Annotated in this window: 14 protein-coding genes; 7 read left to right on the top strand and 7 right to left on the bottom strand. The window is 64.4% G+C overall.

All coding sequences use genetic code 11. From position 1 onward, the window contains the following. Positions 1 to 7: 7 nt before the first annotated feature. From AB4Z00_RS15755 to AB4Z00_RS15725, 7 genes are all read left to right on the top strand, one after another. On the top strand, positions 8 to 1,369 hold the full coding sequence (locus AB4Z00_RS15755; RefSeq protein WP_442046542.1) for a hypothetical protein: 1,362 nt from the start codon (positions 8 to 10) through the stop codon (positions 1,367 to 1,369). Continuing rightward, entirely contained in the window at positions 1,366 to 2,784 is a 1,419-nt protein-coding gene (locus tag AB4Z00_RS15750; protein ID WP_442046541.1) for an acyl-CoA reductase, read from the top strand. The genes AB4Z00_RS15755 and AB4Z00_RS15750 overlap by 4 nt, the downstream gene beginning before the upstream one ends. 134 nt (positions 2,785 to 2,918) lie before the next feature. Continuing rightward, on the top strand, positions 2,919 to 3,149 hold the full coding sequence (locus AB4Z00_RS15745) for a biotin/lipoyl-containing protein (protein ID WP_132262960.1): 231 nt from the start codon (positions 2,919 to 2,921) through the stop codon (positions 3,147 to 3,149). A 74-nt stretch (positions 3,150 to 3,223) separates the two neighbouring features. Further along, positions 3,224 to 3,766 carry a peroxiredoxin gene (locus AB4Z00_RS15740; RefSeq protein WP_132262958.1) on the top strand — a complete coding sequence of 181 codons (543 nt, stop codon included), beginning with the start codon at positions 3,224 to 3,226 and terminating at the stop codon, positions 3,764 to 3,766. A 189-nt stretch (positions 3,767 to 3,955) separates the two neighbouring features. After that, entirely contained in the window at positions 3,956 to 5,083 is a 1,128-nt protein-coding gene (gene prfB / locus AB4Z00_RS15735) for a peptide chain release factor 2 (protein WP_132262956.1), read from the top strand. A 74-nt stretch (positions 5,084 to 5,157) separates the two neighbouring features. Continuing rightward, positions 5,158 to 5,922 (top strand): class I SAM-dependent methyltransferase, encoded by a 765-nt coding sequence (locus AB4Z00_RS15730; protein WP_132262954.1) that lies wholly within the window; start codon positions 5,158 to 5,160, stop codon positions 5,920 to 5,922. A 75-nt stretch (positions 5,923 to 5,997) separates the two neighbouring features. Next, a complete protein-coding gene (locus tag AB4Z00_RS15725; protein WP_132262952.1) occupies positions 5,998 to 7,404 on the top strand; it encodes an NAD(P)H-dependent flavin oxidoreductase in 1,407 nt (468 codons plus the stop codon). 102 nt (positions 7,405 to 7,506) lie between these two features. Here the strand turns inward: AB4Z00_RS15725 and AB4Z00_RS15720 are convergent, their stop codons facing one another. The 7 genes from AB4Z00_RS15720 to ilvN all read right to left on the bottom strand — a co-directional run bounded on the left by AB4Z00_RS15720 (position 7,507) and on the right by ilvN (position 14,133). Further along, positions 7,507 to 8,370 (bottom strand): GGDEF domain-containing protein, encoded by an 864-nt coding sequence (locus AB4Z00_RS15720; RefSeq protein ID WP_442046540.1) that lies wholly within the window; start codon positions 8,368 to 8,370, stop codon positions 7,507 to 7,509. 242 nt (positions 8,371 to 8,612) lie between these two features. After that, positions 8,613 to 10,286: a 2-isopropylmalate synthase gene (gene leuA / locus AB4Z00_RS15715; protein WP_442046539.1), complete on the bottom strand. Its 1,674-nt coding sequence runs from the start codon at positions 10,284 to 10,286 to the stop codon at positions 8,613 to 8,615. Positions 10,287 to 10,587: 301 nt separating this feature from the next. Then, on the bottom strand, positions 10,588 to 11,217 hold the full coding sequence (locus AB4Z00_RS15710) for a TMEM175 family protein (RefSeq protein WP_442046538.1): 630 nt from the start codon (positions 11,215 to 11,217) through the stop codon (positions 10,588 to 10,590). A 108-nt stretch (positions 11,218 to 11,325) separates the two neighbouring features. Then, positions 11,326 to 11,652, bottom strand: a complete 327-nt coding sequence (locus AB4Z00_RS15705; RefSeq protein WP_442046537.1) for an I78 family peptidase inhibitor — start codon at positions 11,650 to 11,652, stop codon at positions 11,326 to 11,328. Between the two features lie 72 nt (positions 11,653 to 11,724). Next, the gene (locus AB4Z00_RS15700) at positions 11,725 to 12,381 is read right to left on the bottom strand and encodes a YceI family protein (protein WP_132262942.1); all 657 of its coding nucleotides are present in this window, start codon (positions 12,379 to 12,381) and stop codon (positions 11,725 to 11,727) included. Positions 12,382 to 12,491: 110 nt separating this feature from the next. After that, positions 12,492 to 13,511 carry a ketol-acid reductoisomerase gene (ilvC, locus tag AB4Z00_RS15695; RefSeq protein WP_132262940.1) on the bottom strand — a complete coding sequence of 340 codons (1,020 nt, stop codon included), beginning with the start codon at positions 13,509 to 13,511 and terminating at the stop codon, positions 12,492 to 12,494. Positions 13,512 to 13,614: 103 nt separating this feature from the next. Next, the gene (gene ilvN / locus AB4Z00_RS15690; RefSeq protein WP_054441698.1) at positions 13,615 to 14,133 is read right to left on the bottom strand and encodes an acetolactate synthase small subunit; all 519 of its coding nucleotides are present in this window, start codon (positions 14,131 to 14,133) and stop codon (positions 13,615 to 13,617) included. Between the last annotated feature and the right edge of the window lie 26 nt (positions 14,134 to 14,159).

The raw sequence follows: 14,159 nt of genomic DNA, 5'->3' as shown, positions 1-14,159 counted from the left end.
AGAACGAATGGGTGAAGCCGTCGACAGGCTCATGGCGCTGGTCGCCGCTCCGCAGCGTTTCAGTTTCAGTGCCGAGGAACTGCGCGCAACGCAGGTTGCCGCGCTCGACGAGCGCTTTCAGGAGCGGAGGGATCGCATCAAGCTGTTGGCTCTGCGTGCCCGTGATGCCGGGATCGATAAGATTGGGTCCGTGGCGGACATGGTGCCGCTCCTGTTCCCGCACACCGCCTACAAGTCGTACCCCGAGAGCTTTCTGATGGAGGAGCGCTGGGATCGGCTGACCAAGTGGCTCGGCACGATCTCGCCTTACCCGATCGAGGGGCTGGACCTCGAAGATGTGGAGGGCATCGACGACTGGATCGAGCGGCTGGCGGCGCTGGGCTATTTCATCTCCTGCTCCAGCGGCACCACCGGCAAGTCGGCCATGCTGATCGCCTCGCAGAAGGACATGGACTGGTCGAAGATCGATACGGTCAACGTCTTTGCCTGGGGCTCGGGCGTGGTTCCGGCGCAGGACCGCGTGATCGTCGGCTGTGCCCCGGTGGCGACCGTGCCGAAGAACGCCACGATCGCCCAGGCGCAGTATGAGGCATTTGCCGATCCCAGCGCGCCGCGCTGGCACTATCCGGTGCCGCCGATCACCGTGGGCTCGCTGACCGCGATGGTGGTGATGCGCAAGAAGATCGCCGATGGCACTGCCCGTCCCGACGAGATCGCGGCTTTCGAGGAAACCTCCGCCGCGCGCGCCAAGGCGGTGGCCGACGCCATCCCGGCGACGGCGCAGTTCATCATCGAGAACCGCCATCGCAAGCTCCAGCTTTCGGGCTTGTGGAGCGGGCTATGGCAGGTCGCCAAGGCGGTACGGGATGCGGGCTATGGCCGCGCAGACTTCGATCCGGACAACTCGATCTATGTCGGTGGCGGGCTGAAGCGCGCACAACTTCCCGATGATTATCAGGAATATGTGTTCGATACCTTCAACATTCCTGAGGATCGTCACTTCCAGAATTACTCGATGCAGGAACTGAATTCCGGCATGCCGAAGTGCCGCGAAGGCGGGCGCTATCATGTGTCGCCGTGGATCGTGCCGGTGCTGCTCGACAAGTCGGGCGACGCTCTTGTCGAGGGAGCCCTCGACCACACTTCAGGTGAAATGGAAGGTCGCGCCGCGTTCTTCGATCTGTCGCTCGACGGGCGCTGGGGCGGGGTGATTACCGGCGATCGGATCTCGCTCGACCATGGCCCCTGCAAGTGCGGCAACCATGGTCCTTCGATCCGCGACAATATCGTTCGCTACGCGGATCTGGAAGGGGACGACAAGATCGGCTGCGCGGGCACGGTCGACGCCTATGTGCGAGGTGTAGCATGAACTCCGTGACGCAAGTTGCTGAAAACGAAGAACTCGTTTCGGCGCCGTTCTTCCTGCGCGGGGAGGTGCTGCACGGCACCGACGTGATCCAGACCTCGCGCGACCTCGGCGTGACTTTTGCGACGCCCAGGATACCCTTCGACCGCGCCGTGCCGCCGCGCACCGAGGTGCCGCCACTGCTGAACGTGCCGCTGGCCGAAATCATCGACTTCCTTGTCGAGACCGGCCAGCGCCTCATCGCGCCTGACAACGACCACATGCAGGAATGCATTGAGCGGATGTGTCGCACGCATATCCTGCCGCGCGCCGTGGTCGAGAACACCGCGCGCCATGCCGCAGCCTATCTCGACAAGCGCGTGCTGATGGCGGAGGTGGAGCAGAACTTCCCCGATCCGCGCGCGCTCGATGAGTGGGTGCCGAAGCAGGACTTCACCGGCCGCAAGAGCTTCGTGCGCGCCTTCGCGCCCCGCCTGATCCACGTGCTGCCGGGCAATTCGCCGGGCGTGGCGGTGAAGTCGGTGGCGCAGGGATCGATGGTGAAGGGCGTGAACCTGTTCAAGATGAGCAGCGCCGATCCCTTCACCACGGTCGCGATCCTGCGGACCATGGCGGATATCGATGCGAACCATCCCATCGTCCGTTCCATGTCGGCGGTCTACTGGCGCGGCGGCGACGACGCGACGGAGCGCGTGCTCTATCGCCCGCAGTACTTCGACAAGATCGTCGCCTGGGGCGGCGGCGATGCGATAAACAACGTTATCAAGTATTTGGGACCGGGTTTTCAGCTCGTTTCCTTCGATCCCAAGACCTCGATCTCGATGGTCGGGCGCGAGGGGCTGGTAGACGAAGCGACGGTGGACCGCGTGGCGGACCTCTGTTCCACTGACGTCATGACGTTGAACCAGGAGGCCTGCGTCGCTAGCCGCTTCCAGTTCGTGGAGGGCAGCGAGGAGGAAGTGGACCGCTTCTGCGAGCGCCTCCACCACCACATCGCCCGCCGTGCGGCGGAGAGCGGCGACGTGCGTCCGCTCGATCGTGATATGCGCGAGGCGGTGGATACGATGACCTTGATGGACGACGAATACGGCGTCTGGGGGCGGACCGACGGCAAGGGCCTCGTCATCCGCTCCGAAGAGCCGGTCGACTTCCATCCGATCAACAAGACCGCCAACGTCGTGCGGGTGGACAGCCTTGATGAAGCGGTGAAGTGGATCAATGTCGCCACGCAGACGGTGGGTTTCTATCCCTTCGACCGCATGGCCGATTACCGCGACCGGCTGGCGGCGGGCGGTGCGCAGCGCGTGGTCCATCTGGGCGAGGCGGGGCCCTCGACGATCGGCAATCCGCACGATGCGATGTATCCGCTTCACCGCTTCGTCCACTGGATGGCGCATGAGGATGGCAAGCCGGATTGAGGCTCTCATATCGCCGGCGCGGATAGCGGGGTGGGCGGCTTGCCTGCCCCGCGCCTTGCGCTAGTCAGAATGGCAAATCGCCGTGATGGGGCAGGGGCCTCGGGCACGCGAAATCCTGGAGGACTGGAAGTACCATGGCCGTTGAAATCCTGCTCCCGAAGATCGGTTTCTCGATGCAAGAAGGCCAGGTTGCCGAATGGCTGGTCGGCGATGGCGCCGCCGTGACCGAAGGCGAGCCGCTGTTCTCGCTGGAAGCTGACAAGTCCACCAATGAGGTGGAGGCGCCCGCCTCGGGCACCCTGCGGATCGTCGCAGCGGTGGGTGAGACCTATGAGGTCGGCACGGTGCTCGGCTACATCGAATAAGCGGCAGGAACGGAGGCGCGATAGGGGCCGGGAAGGGGCTGGACAGGTCCCTTTCCGAAGTTCAGATTGCCGCCATGCGCAAGATCCTGCCCGCCGCCATCGCGGCTCTCGCCCTCGCTGTTTCCGCCGGTGCCGCTCAGGCAGCATTGCCCGTCGGAGCCAAGGCTCCCGCGTTCTCGACGCAGGGCGCGAAGGGCGGCAAGGTCATGGCCTTCGACCTCAAGGCGGCGCTGAAGAAGGGGCCGGTCGTGCTCTACTTCTATCCCAAGGCCTTCACGCAGGGTTGCACGCTGGAAGCCCATGCGTTCGCCGATGCGACCCCCGATTTCGCCAAGTTGGGCGCCACCGTGGTGGGCATGTCGGCCGATGACCTGCCGACGCTGCAGAAGTTCTCGACCGAAGCCTGCCGGGACAAGTTCGCCGTCGCCGTCGCCACGCCGGCGATCACCAAGGCCTACGATGTCGCGATGAAGCGCGAAGGCGTGCCGGCCGGCATGACCGACCGCACCAGCTACGTGATCGCGCAGGACGGGCGCATCGTCATGGTCCATTCGGAACTCGACTACCGCGACCATGTGAAGCTCACCCTTGAAGCCGTGAAGAAGCTAAAGGGCTGAGGGTCGCGCTTATTGCAGCGGGCTGAGGCGGCCTGGAACCTTCACCGGGTGAACAACCGCACTCCAGCCTTGAACAGCACCCCCATAGGCGGGTAAGAGCGCCGTTTCCGCGCGCCACTTTGCTCGCGCGCTTTACATATGCCGTCGCTGCGCTATGCGCGCGCTGTCGCTTCTTGGGAGTTTCAAGTCATGCGTGCCGAAGGGCAGGCCCACATTGCGCGTATCGAGAAGGCCCTCGCGCTGGTCCGCAAGTTCCTCGATTGGGACCGCGCCCTGCGCCGGTTCGACGAGCTGAACGCGCGTGTCGAAGACCCCACGCTTTGGGACAAGCCCAAGGAAGCCGAAGCGGTGATGAAGGAGCGTCGCCGTCTTGAGGCTGCGATCGGTGCCGTGAACGATATCGGCCGCGAAATGCAGGACGCCATCGAGTTCGTCGAACTGGGCGAGATGGAGGACGACGAGGATACCATCAACGAAGGTATCGCCACGCTCGCCGCTCTTGCCGAACGCGCCGACCAGGACAAGGTGACCGCGTTGCTTTCCGGCGAGGCCGACAGCAACGACACGTATCTCGAAGTCCATGCCGGTGCCGGCGGGACGGAAAGCCAGGACTGGGCCGAAATGCTCCAGCGCATGTACACGCGCTGGGCGGAGCGTCACGGCTACAAGGTCGAACTGGTGGACTACCACTCGGGCGAAGCCGCGGGCATCAAGAGCTGCACCCTGCTGATCAAGGGCGAGAACGCCTATGGCTATGCCAAGACCGAAAGCGGCGTCCATCGCCTGGTCCGCATCAGCCCTTACGACAGTTCGGCGCGGCGCCACACCAGCTTCTCCTCGGTCTGGGTCTACCCGGTGATCGACGACAGCTTCGAGATCGACATCAACCCGGCGGACCTGAAGATCGATACTTATCGCGCTTCGGGTGCGGGCGGGCAGCACGTCAACACCACGGACTCGGCAGTGCGCATCACGCACGGCCCGTCCGGCATCGTCGTCGCCAGCCAGATCGACCGTTCGCAGCACAAGAACCGCGAAATCGCGATGGGCATGCTGAAGGCGCGCCTGTTCGAGGAAGAGATGCGCAAGCGTGAGGAAGCGGCCAGTGCCGAACACGCCAGCAAGAGCGACATCGGCTGGGGCCACCAGATCCGGTCCTACGTTCTTCAGCCCTACCAGCAGGTGAAGGACCTGCGCACCGGCGTCGTCTCGACGGCGCCCGGTGACGTGCTTGACGGCGCGCTCGACCCCTTCATGGCCGCCGCGCTTTCGCAGCGCGTGACGGGTGAGAAGGTCGAAGTGGAAGACGTCGACTGAGATCGGTAGCGGAATTCGAACCCGCGCTTCGGCAGCGATTTTGCCAAGCGCGGGGCGAACCGCTAAAGGGCCGCATGCGCTTGTCCTTCCCCCTTTCCTGCCGCTCCGCCCTGGCGGTGTCGACGCTCGCGCTCGGCCTGGTTCTGGGGGGGTGCCACCGCGAGCCGGTCGACGAATCGCGGGCCGAAAGCGCGCGCGCCTTTCCGGTGGCGGACCGCCCGGTTTCCAGGACGCCCGACGGCGCCGTCGGCACCGAAGTCCAGCGCGACAGCCTGAACGAGGCGCAAGTCGTCATGGACCTGGCCAGGATCGAGCCGGGCATGAGCGTTGCCGATCTCGGCGCGGGTGAAGGCTACTACACGGTTCGCCTGGCCCAGCGCGTCGGGACCAAGGGCCGTGTGCTGGCCGAGGATATCGACCGCGCGGCGAACGAGCGGCTGGGCAACCGCGTGATGCGCGAGGAACTGGAGAACGTCTCCATCAAGCTCGGCACGCCGGACGATCCGAAACTGCCGGAAAACAGCTTCGATCGCGTCTTCCTGGTGCACATGTACCACGAAGTGACGGAGCCTTACGCGTTCCTCTGGCATTTGCGGCCTTCGCTGCGCGAGGGCGGGCGCGTGGTCGTTGTCGACGTCGATCGCGCCAGCGACAGCCACGGCATTCCGCCGCAACTCCTTTTCTGCGAATTTGCGTCCATGGGCTTTCGTTTGACGGAATTTGTCCGTAAGCCGGAGCTCCAGGGCTACTACGCACAGTTCGAGGTCGCCGGTCCGCGTCCGGAGCCGGCAAACATCGTACCTTGCCGGATATCCGGCAACACCATGACGCAAAAGTAGTGCGTCAGTAGCACAGGGCGTATACAGGGCCGCTGAACCGGCGTGCCTCACGCCGGGGGAAAGACGAAAGAGAAAATGGGTTTCAAGGGTCTCAAGCCGATTGTCTATGGTGGACGCGAAGTCTGGCCGCTCGTTGAGGGCGGCAAGGGTGTTGCCGCGACCAACCACATGAGCTCGGGCGCCTGGGCGGCGGCCGGCGGCATCGGTACGGTCAGCGCCGTCAATGCCGACAGCTATGATGCCGAGGGCAAGATCGTCCCGCAAGTCTACAACGCCCTTACCCGCAAGGAGCGGCACCAGGAATTGATCGACTACGCCATCGACGGCGCTGTCGAGCAGGTTCGACGTGCCTACGAGATTTCCGGCGGCAAGGGCGCGATCAACATCAACGTCCTGTGGGAAATGGGCGGCGCCCAGACCATCCTCGAAGGCGTTCTGGAGCAGACCCGCGGCATGGTCACGGGCGTGACCTGCGGTGCGGGCATGCCTTACAAGCTGTCCGAGATCGCGGCCCGCTTCAACGTCAACTACCTGCCGATCGTCAGCTCCGGCCGCGCTTTCCGCGCGCTGTGGAAGCGCGCCTATCACAAGGTGCCCGACCTGCTGGGCGCAGTGGTCTATGAGGATCCCTGGCTCGCCGGCGGCCATAACGGCCTGTCGAATGCCGAAGACCCGCTCAAGCCGGAAGATCCCTATCCCCGCGTCAAGGCGCTGCGCGACACCATGCGGGCGGAAGGCATTGCCGACACCGTGCCGATCGTCATGGCCGGCGGCGTCTGGTTCCTGCGCGACTGGGAAAACTGGATCGACAATCCGGAACTGGGCTCGATCGCCTTCCAGTACGGCACGCGTCCGCTGCTGACGCACGAAAGCCCGATCCCGCAGGCGTGGAAGGACCACCTTCGCACTCTCGAGCCGGGCGACGTGCTGCTGCACCGTTTCTCGCCGACCGGGTTCTATTCCTCGGCGGTACGCAACCCGTTCCTGCGCAATCTCGAGGCGCGTTCGGAGCGCCAGATTCCCTACTCGAAGGTCGAGGCCGGCGAGCATACCGTGCGTCTCGACGTCGGCGTGAAGGGCAAGAACTTCTGGGTCGCGCCCAAGGATCTCGACCGTGCGCGTTCATGGTCGGCGCAGGGCTTCACCGATGGCCTGCGCACACCCGACGACACGATCATCTTCGTCGATCCTGCCGAGCGCGACGATATCCGCAAGGACCAGGCCGACTGCATGGGCTGCCTGTCGCATTGCGGCTTCTCCTCGTGGAAGGACCATGACGACTACACCACCGGCCGTCTCGCCGATCCGCGCAGCTTCTGCATCCAGAAGACGCTCCAGGACATCGCTCACGGCGGCCCGATCGACGAAAACCTGATGTTTGCCGGCCATGCCGCCTACAAGTTCAAGCAGGACCCGTTCTATTCCAACGGCTTCACGCCGACGGTGAAGGAACTGGTCGATCGCATCCTGACCGGCGACTGATCGCCGCGGGAAACGGACCGATACAGGAAAAGGGCGGCTCTCGGGCCGCCCTTTTTTGTTTCCATCAACCGAAGTCCGACCTTCGGATCCGGCCGTCCTGCGTCAGGAGCCGACTTCCTGCCCGGCCACCGAGGCGGCGCGGCAGGTCCGGTCGCGGCCCGATCGCTTGGCTTCATAAAGGGCCTCGTCGGCAGAGTGCAACGCGGCCTCGATGTCTTCGTCGTTCCAGCAGCAGAGGCCGGCGGAGAAGGTGATGGGGCGCCCATCGACGGTGCCGATCGGCTCCTCGCGCATGCGGGCGGCGAGCCGGGCAAGTGTCCAGTCCGCTTCGTCCTCGATGCATTCGTGGAACAGGATGGCGAACTCTTCACCGCCCCAGCGAGCCACCATGTCGGCGCGGCGTATCTGTGAAGAGAGCCGGTCCGCGAATGCGCAGAGCACCCGGTCGCCTTCGTCATGGCCGAGCCGGTCGTTGACTTGCTTGAAGAAGTCGATGTCGACGATGGCCAGGCAGCCTTTGCGCTGGTGGGCGGGCAGGGCCTGGACCTGCTCCAGGAAACCGCGACGGTTGGCGATCCCGGTGAGGGGGTCTTCCAGTGCCGCGATGCTGAGGTCTTCCATCTGTGCGCGCGTGGCGGTGGCTGCGCGGTGGACGCCTGCGTAAAGCGTCTGGATCACGTCCCCCACTTCGGGGAGCGGTGCGCCGTCCTCTTCCTTCGGATTCAGGGCGGCCGCCAGGGCATGGATCGGGTCGAGCAGGGCCCCTATGCCGAACAGGGCGAGGGCGGTGCCCAGGACCGTCGCCAGGGTAAGCAGGACGAATTCGAACAGGGCGATCCGCCCGGTCGACAGGCCCCACACACAATAGCCGATCAGCGGAAGATGAGTGGCGAGGAAGCAGATGGCAAAGATGCGCAATCGCAGCGAGCGCGGAAATATGAAGGACGTTGCGAGGTAGAACTGCATTCAGGCATCCCGGTTCTCGTTAGAATTGCCGGAAAAAATTGTCGACGGTTCTAAACGGTTCCTAAAAATTCATCGTTAATTTGCGTACGCAAGATGAGCCGTGCGACCTCCATGGCCGGTCGTTTCGCTCCGTTCCCTGTGCACATAACGACTGAGGCGGGAGTCCGCAGACCCCCGCCTCAATCGATTTCAACTCATTCAATTCAATGCATTGCCGAAAAGGCCGGAGCGTGGACGGATACTCAGCCACGCACCGTGTTGGCAGCGCTCAGCACCGCGCGGACACTGGCGGTCGCCACGTCCTCGTCGATGCCGACACCCCAGATCACGCGCCCATCGGGCGTCACGCATTCGACATAGGCGGCGGCGCGGGCGTCAGTGCTCTTGCCCATCGAATGCTCGGCATAGTCGCGCACGTCGAGCGTCACGCCGAAGCTTTCCGCCAGGGTCGCGGTGACCGAGGAGATCAGGCCGTTGCCGCGACCGGATACCGACTGCTCCCTGCCGTCGACGCCGATCTTCCCGGCGAAGACGCGGGTGCCGTCGGCGGCCTTGGCTTCTTCCCAGTCGATCAGCTGGAAGTGCTGCGGATCGTCGATGCGATAGGCCTTGCGGAACACGTTCCAGATGTCGGCGGCCTGGAGTTCGCGGCCGAGTTCGTCGGCCAGTTCCTGGACGTGCTTCGAGAAGTGCGCCTGCATGCGCTTGGGCAGCTTGAGGCCCTGGTCCTGCTCGATAACCCAGGCGAAACCGCCCTTGCCGGACTGTGAGTTGACGCGGATCACCGCTTCGTAGTCGCGGCCGAGATCGGCCGGATCGATCGGCAGGTAAGGCACGGCCCAGATCTCGTCGTTGCGCTTTTCCTGCGCCGCGAAGCCCTTCTTGATCGCGTCCTGATGGCTGCCCGAGAAGGCAGTGAACACCAGTTCGCCGCCGTAGGGATGGCGTTCCGCGACCTTGAGCTGGTTGCAGTATTCCACCGTCTGGATCACTTCGTCGATGTCCGAGAAGTCCAGCTGCGGGTTCACGCCCTGCGTGTACATGTTCATCGCCACGGTGACGAGGCAGCAGTTGCCGGTGCGCTCGCCATTGCCGAACAGGCAGCCCTCGACGCGGTCGGCGCCGGCCATCAGCCCCAGTTCGGCGGCAGCCACGCCGGTGCCGCGGTCGTTATGGGTGTGCAGCGAGATCACGGCCGATTCGCGGTTCGGCAGGTTGCGGCAGAAATACTCGATCTGGTCGGCATAGACGTTGGGCGTCGCCGCCTCGACCGTCGCCGGCAGGTTCAGGATGATCGGGTTTTCCGGCGTCGGCTGGAGAATTTCCATCACCGCCTCGCAGCACTCGATCGAGAAATCGAGTTCGGCGGTGGAGAACGTCTCGGGCGAGTATTCGAACTGCCACTGGGTACCGGGATACTTCGCCGCCTGGTCGCGCATGATCTTGGCGCCGTTTTCAGCGATGCCGCGGATCTCGTGCTTTTCCATGCCGAACACCACGGTGCGCCACAGCGGCGAGACGGCGTTGTAGAGGTGGACGATCGCGGCGTGAACGCCTTCCAGGCTCTCGAACGAGCGGGTGATCAGGTCTTCGCGCGACTGGGTCAGCACCTGGACCATGACGTCTTCGGGAATGCGGTCGTTCCTGACGAGTCCGTTGATGAAATCGAACTCGGTCGCGCCCGCGCTGGGGAAGCCGACTTCGATCTCCTTCAGGCCGACCTTGACCAGCAGGTCGAAGAAGCGGTTCTTCTTTTCCGCGCCCATCGGGTCGATCAGCGCCTGGTTGCCGTCACGCAAGTCGGTCGAGAGCCAGCGCGGCGCCTTGGTGATGACCTGCGAGGGCCACTGGCGGTTCGGCAGGTCGATCTGCGGGAAGGGACGGTACTTGACCGAAGGGTCTTTCAGCATGGTCATGGGTAATCTCGCTCGGAAATGATCTTCGTGTCGCTGGCTTTTTGCCATTGGCTAGCCTGCTTGCGTCTTGCCGGCCTGCGTTTGGCCGGTCTTTGCAGGTCCCCTTGAGCGCCGAGCGCGCCGCAGGACCGACGCGTCACCTCACGCCCAAGGGCGGATAAGTCGCAGGGTTAGGCCAAGACGAAGGGTCATGGCGCTGCCTATGGGCATTCGGGCCGCCGAAGTAAAGCGAAAAGGGCGCCCGCTTGCGGCACGGCCGATCCCGCGCGCAGCTATCCCGGTGCGCAACAAACTGTCGCGGTCAGGAGCCGGCGGGCGGATGGCGGTCGAGGAACAGCCGATCGAGCACGCTCCAGGGCAGCATCCAGAACACCGCGACCAGCGCCGCGCAGGCGATGCCGAGCCAGGGGGAAAGAAAAGTCAGCGGAAGACCGAGCGCATAGACCACCGAGGCTGCGATGCCCTTGCGATGCGAGGCCTTGTGATAGCGCCGGCTCGCCACGTTTTGCGCGCCGGTCGCCGCGATCCGGCCCTGGAGCAGGATATAGGCAAGGGCCGGTGTCAGCATCGTCACCAGATAGAGCAGCGTGGCCTCGCGGCTGAAGTGGTGCTCTCCCAGGTAGGCGGTGGAGAAGGGGATGAGCGACAGGGTGAAGAGCAGCAGCATGTTGGACCAGAGCAGGCCGCTGGTCACCCGCCGCGCATGGCCGAGTAGGCGATGGTGGTTCACCCAGTAGATCGCGACGTAGGCATAACTCAGCACATAGGCGATGAAGATCGGCCAGAGCGACCAGAGCGCGCCGAGGCCCTCGGTGACCGGGGTCTTCAGCTCCAGCACCATGATGGTGATGATGATGGCGATGACGCCGTCGGAAAAGGCCTCGACACGGGTGAGGCCGTCCTCGCGGTCGATTTCGTCTGCTTCGCTCATCGGGCGTCCCTGTTCAGATTCTGGCCGTTTCAATTCGGCAAGGATGTCCGGCCGAGAAAGAGACTTGGCCGACAGGGACGCCCGGATCAAGATATCGCTTGGTATGGGTCAGGTGCAGGTGAAGCCCTTGATCTTGCCGTCCTCATCCACCTGGACGTTCAGGCGGTCGGGCCGATAGTCCATGGTCACGGCCATGCCGGGCTTCAGGACGCGCATCGGCTTGTCGCCGCGCCACACGGTGATCTTGGCGATCACTTCGTCGCTGGCGGGCTGGCCCACGTAGGAGGCAAGCTGGTCGGCGCCGCAGCTGGGTTCCATCGACGACGGCGGTGGGCTGGCATCGGCCACATTGTCGCTCCCTGTGCCGGTGCAGCCGGAAAGGGCGGCTGCAAGGGTGAGGGCGGGGGCAATGGTCGCGAACAGTCTGGCCTTCATGCCGGTCTCCTTTCGGGGTGTCTGATCCCGCGACTATGGCCCATCCGCCGTGAACGGTCGATGACGCCCGCGTTACTGCTTCTCGAACGCGGCGTTGATGACGAGCACGGTCTCGTCCGAGACGACCGGGACGTACTTGGTCACGCCGAAGTCCGAACGCTTGATGATCGCGCGGGCCAGGAAGCCGACCGAATCCTTCTTGCTCATCGGGTTCTGCGCGGCGCCGAAGAAGCGTGCCATGATGGTGATCGGCTTGCTGACGCCGTGAAGCGTGAGGGTACCGTCGATCGCGGCGGCATCGGGACCGCGCGGCGTGACCGAAGTGGCGACGAACGTCGCGGTGGGGAACTTGGCGGCGTCGAGCCAGTCTGCGCTGCGCAGTTCCTCGGTCAACTTGTCGCTGGTGGTCTGTACCGAAGTGACCGGGATGGTGACGTTGAGCTTGGTGGCGGCAAGGTTCTTGGGGTCGAGCGTCATCGAGCCGCTGGCGCCGGAGAACGTGCCCGCAAAAGGCGAGATTCCCATGTGGGAGACGCTGAAGGTGACCTGGGTGTGAGCAGGCTCGACGGCGTAAGTGCCCGCCTTGACGTCCGTGGGTGCGCCGGCGCCGTGGAGCATTTCCATCCGTTCGCGGCCGCCGCCCGGGCCGCCGGGGCCCGGCTGGGCGATGACGGGGGCCGCGAGAGCGGCTGCGGCGGCGAGGACGAGGGGGATATGGATGCGGCGCATTGGGTATGCTCCCGAAAAAGAAGAGGCGGCGCATTTCTGCGCCGCCTCCGAACCTTCGTCAAACGCGAAATGCGTAAGAGAAATCAGTTCTCTGCCTTGAACCTCAAGGCTTAGTTCTTCGCCTTGTCGACCAGGGCGTTGGCGCCGATCCAGGGCATCATGGCGCGCAGCTTCGAGCCGGTTTCCTCGATCGGGTGACGCTTGGCGGCGATGCGCGAAGCCTTCAGTTCCGGCTGGCCGGCGCGGTTGTCGAGCACGAAGTCCTTCACGAAACGGCCCGACTGGATGTCTTCCAGAACGCGCTTCATTTCCTTCTTGGTTTCTTCGGTGATGATGCGCGGGCCGGTCTTGATGTCGCCGTATTCGGCGGTGTTCGAGATCGAGTAGCGCATGTTGGCGATGCCGCCTTCATACATCAGGTCGACGATCAGCTTCAGCTCGTGAAGGCATTCGAAGTAGGCCATTTCCGGTGCGTAGCCGGCTTCCACCAGCGTTTCGAAGCCGGCCTGGACCAGCGCGGTGGTGCCGCCGCAGAGCACGGCCTGCTCACCGAACAGGTCGGTTTCGCATTCCTCGCGGAAGTTGGTCTCGATGATGCCCGAACGGCCGCCGCCGACGCCCGAAGCGTAGGCCAGGGCCACATCCTGCGCATTGCCGGTCACGTCCTGGTGGATCGCGACGAGGCAGGGCACGCCGCCGCCCTTGACGTATTCGCCGCGAACGGTGTGGCCCGGGCCCTTCGGCGCGATCATGATCACGTCGATGTCGGCGCGGGGTTCGATCAGGCCGAAGTGGACGTTGAGGCCATGGGCGAAGGCCAGCGCTGCACCGGGCTTCATGTTCTCATGGATGTCGGCGGCGTAGATCGCGGCCTGGTGCTCGTCGGGCGCCAGGATCATGAGCACGTCGGCCCATGCGGCCGCTTCGGCGTTGGCCAGCACCTTGAAGCCGGCGCCTTCGGCCTTCTTGGCAGAGGGCGAGCCGGGACGAAGCGCGATGGCCACTTCCTTGACGCCCGAGTCGCGCAGGTTCTGCGCGTGGGCATGACCCTGGCTGCCGTAGCCGAGGATCGCGACCTTCTTTTCGGTGATCAGGTTGATGTCGCAATCGGCGTCGTAATAGACCTTCATTGTACTACCCTTTCGACGGCCCGTCCCCGTGAGGCGGGGCCTAATTGATTTGCGCCGGTGGCGCATGGTCGGTTGGTTCCGGTTTCTGGCCGGAGGATATGGGTTAAGCCTCGTGCGGCCCGCGGATCATCGCGACGATGCCGGTACGGCCGACTTCGACGAGGCCGAGGTCGCGCATCAGCTGCACGAAAGTATCGATCTTGTCCGGCGCGCCGGTCAGTTCGAAGATGAAGCTGCCGGTGGTCGTGTCCACCGCCTTGGCGCGGAAGATGTCGGCCAGGCGCAGTGCCTCGACGCGCTTCTCGCCCAGGCCCGCCACCTTGATGAGCGCCAGTTCGCGGGCGACGTGGGGGCCTACCTCGGTGAGGTCGACCACCTTGTGCACCGGCACCAGGCGTTCGAGCTGGGCGTGGATCTGGTCGATCTGGCTCGGCGGCCCGTGCGTGACGATCGTGATCCGGCTCACCGCGTGGTTCTCGGTGATGTCGGCCACGGTAAGGCTGTCGATGTTGTAGCCACGCGCGGTGAACAGGCCGGCGATCTTGGCGAGAATGCCCGCCTCGTTATCGACGGTAATGGTGAGGACGTGGCGTTCCTCGGCCTCTTGCTTGATGTGCATCATGATATGTCTTTCGGATCCTGCGCGCG

The sequence above is a fragment of the Novosphingobium sp. YAF33 genome, assembly GCF_052113265.1.
Taxonomy (GTDB): domain Bacteria; phylum Pseudomonadota; class Alphaproteobacteria; order Sphingomonadales; family Sphingomonadaceae; genus Novosphingobium.
The sequence above is the reverse complement of the archived record's forward strand: the minus strand, read 5'-3'. Positions and strand labels throughout refer to the sequence as shown.

Excerpts from the sequence above, each read along its gene's own strand:
- AB4Z00_RS15755 (WP_442046542.1), top strand. The coding sequence starts at position 8 with ATGGGTGAAGCCGTCGACAGGCTCATGGCGCTGGTCGCCGCTCCGCAG.
- AB4Z00_RS15750 (WP_442046541.1), top strand. The coding sequence starts at position 1,366 with ATGAACTCCGTGACGCAAGTTGCTGAAAACGAAGAACTCGTTTCGGCG.
- AB4Z00_RS15745 (WP_132262960.1), top strand. The coding sequence starts at position 2,919 with ATGGCCGTTGAAATCCTGCTCCCGAAGATCGGTTTCTCGATGCAAGAA.
- AB4Z00_RS15740 (WP_132262958.1), top strand. The coding sequence starts at position 3,224 with ATGCGCAAGATCCTGCCCGCCGCCATCGCGGCTCTCGCCCTCGCTGTT.
- prfB (WP_132262956.1), top strand. The coding sequence starts at position 3,956 with ATGCGTGCCGAAGGGCAGGCCCACATTGCGCGTATCGAGAAGGCCCTC.
- AB4Z00_RS15730 (WP_132262954.1), top strand. The coding sequence starts at position 5,158 with ATGCGCTTGTCCTTCCCCCTTTCCTGCCGCTCCGCCCTGGCGGTGTCG.
- AB4Z00_RS15725 (WP_132262952.1), top strand. The coding sequence starts at position 5,998 with ATGGGTTTCAAGGGTCTCAAGCCGATTGTCTATGGTGGACGCGAAGTC.
- AB4Z00_RS15720 (WP_442046540.1), bottom strand. The coding sequence starts at position 8,370 with ATGCAGTTCTACCTCGCAACGTCCTTCATATTTCCGCGCTCGCTGCGA.
- leuA (WP_442046539.1), bottom strand. The coding sequence starts at position 10,286 with ATGACCATGCTGAAAGACCCTTCGGTCAAGTACCGTCCCTTCCCGCAG.
- AB4Z00_RS15710 (WP_442046538.1), bottom strand. The coding sequence starts at position 11,217 with ATGAGCGAAGCAGACGAAATCGACCGCGAGGACGGCCTCACCCGTGTC.
- AB4Z00_RS15705 (WP_442046537.1), bottom strand. The coding sequence starts at position 11,652 with ATGAAGGCCAGACTGTTCGCGACCATTGCCCCCGCCCTCACCCTTGCA.
- AB4Z00_RS15700 (WP_132262942.1), bottom strand. The coding sequence starts at position 12,381 with ATGCGCCGCATCCATATCCCCCTCGTCCTCGCCGCCGCAGCCGCTCTC.
- ilvC (WP_132262940.1), bottom strand. The coding sequence starts at position 13,511 with ATGAAGGTCTATTACGACGCCGATTGCGACATCAACCTGATCACCGAA.
- ilvN (WP_054441698.1), bottom strand. The coding sequence starts at position 14,133 with ATGATGCACATCAAGCAAGAGGCCGAGGAACGCCACGTCCTCACCATT.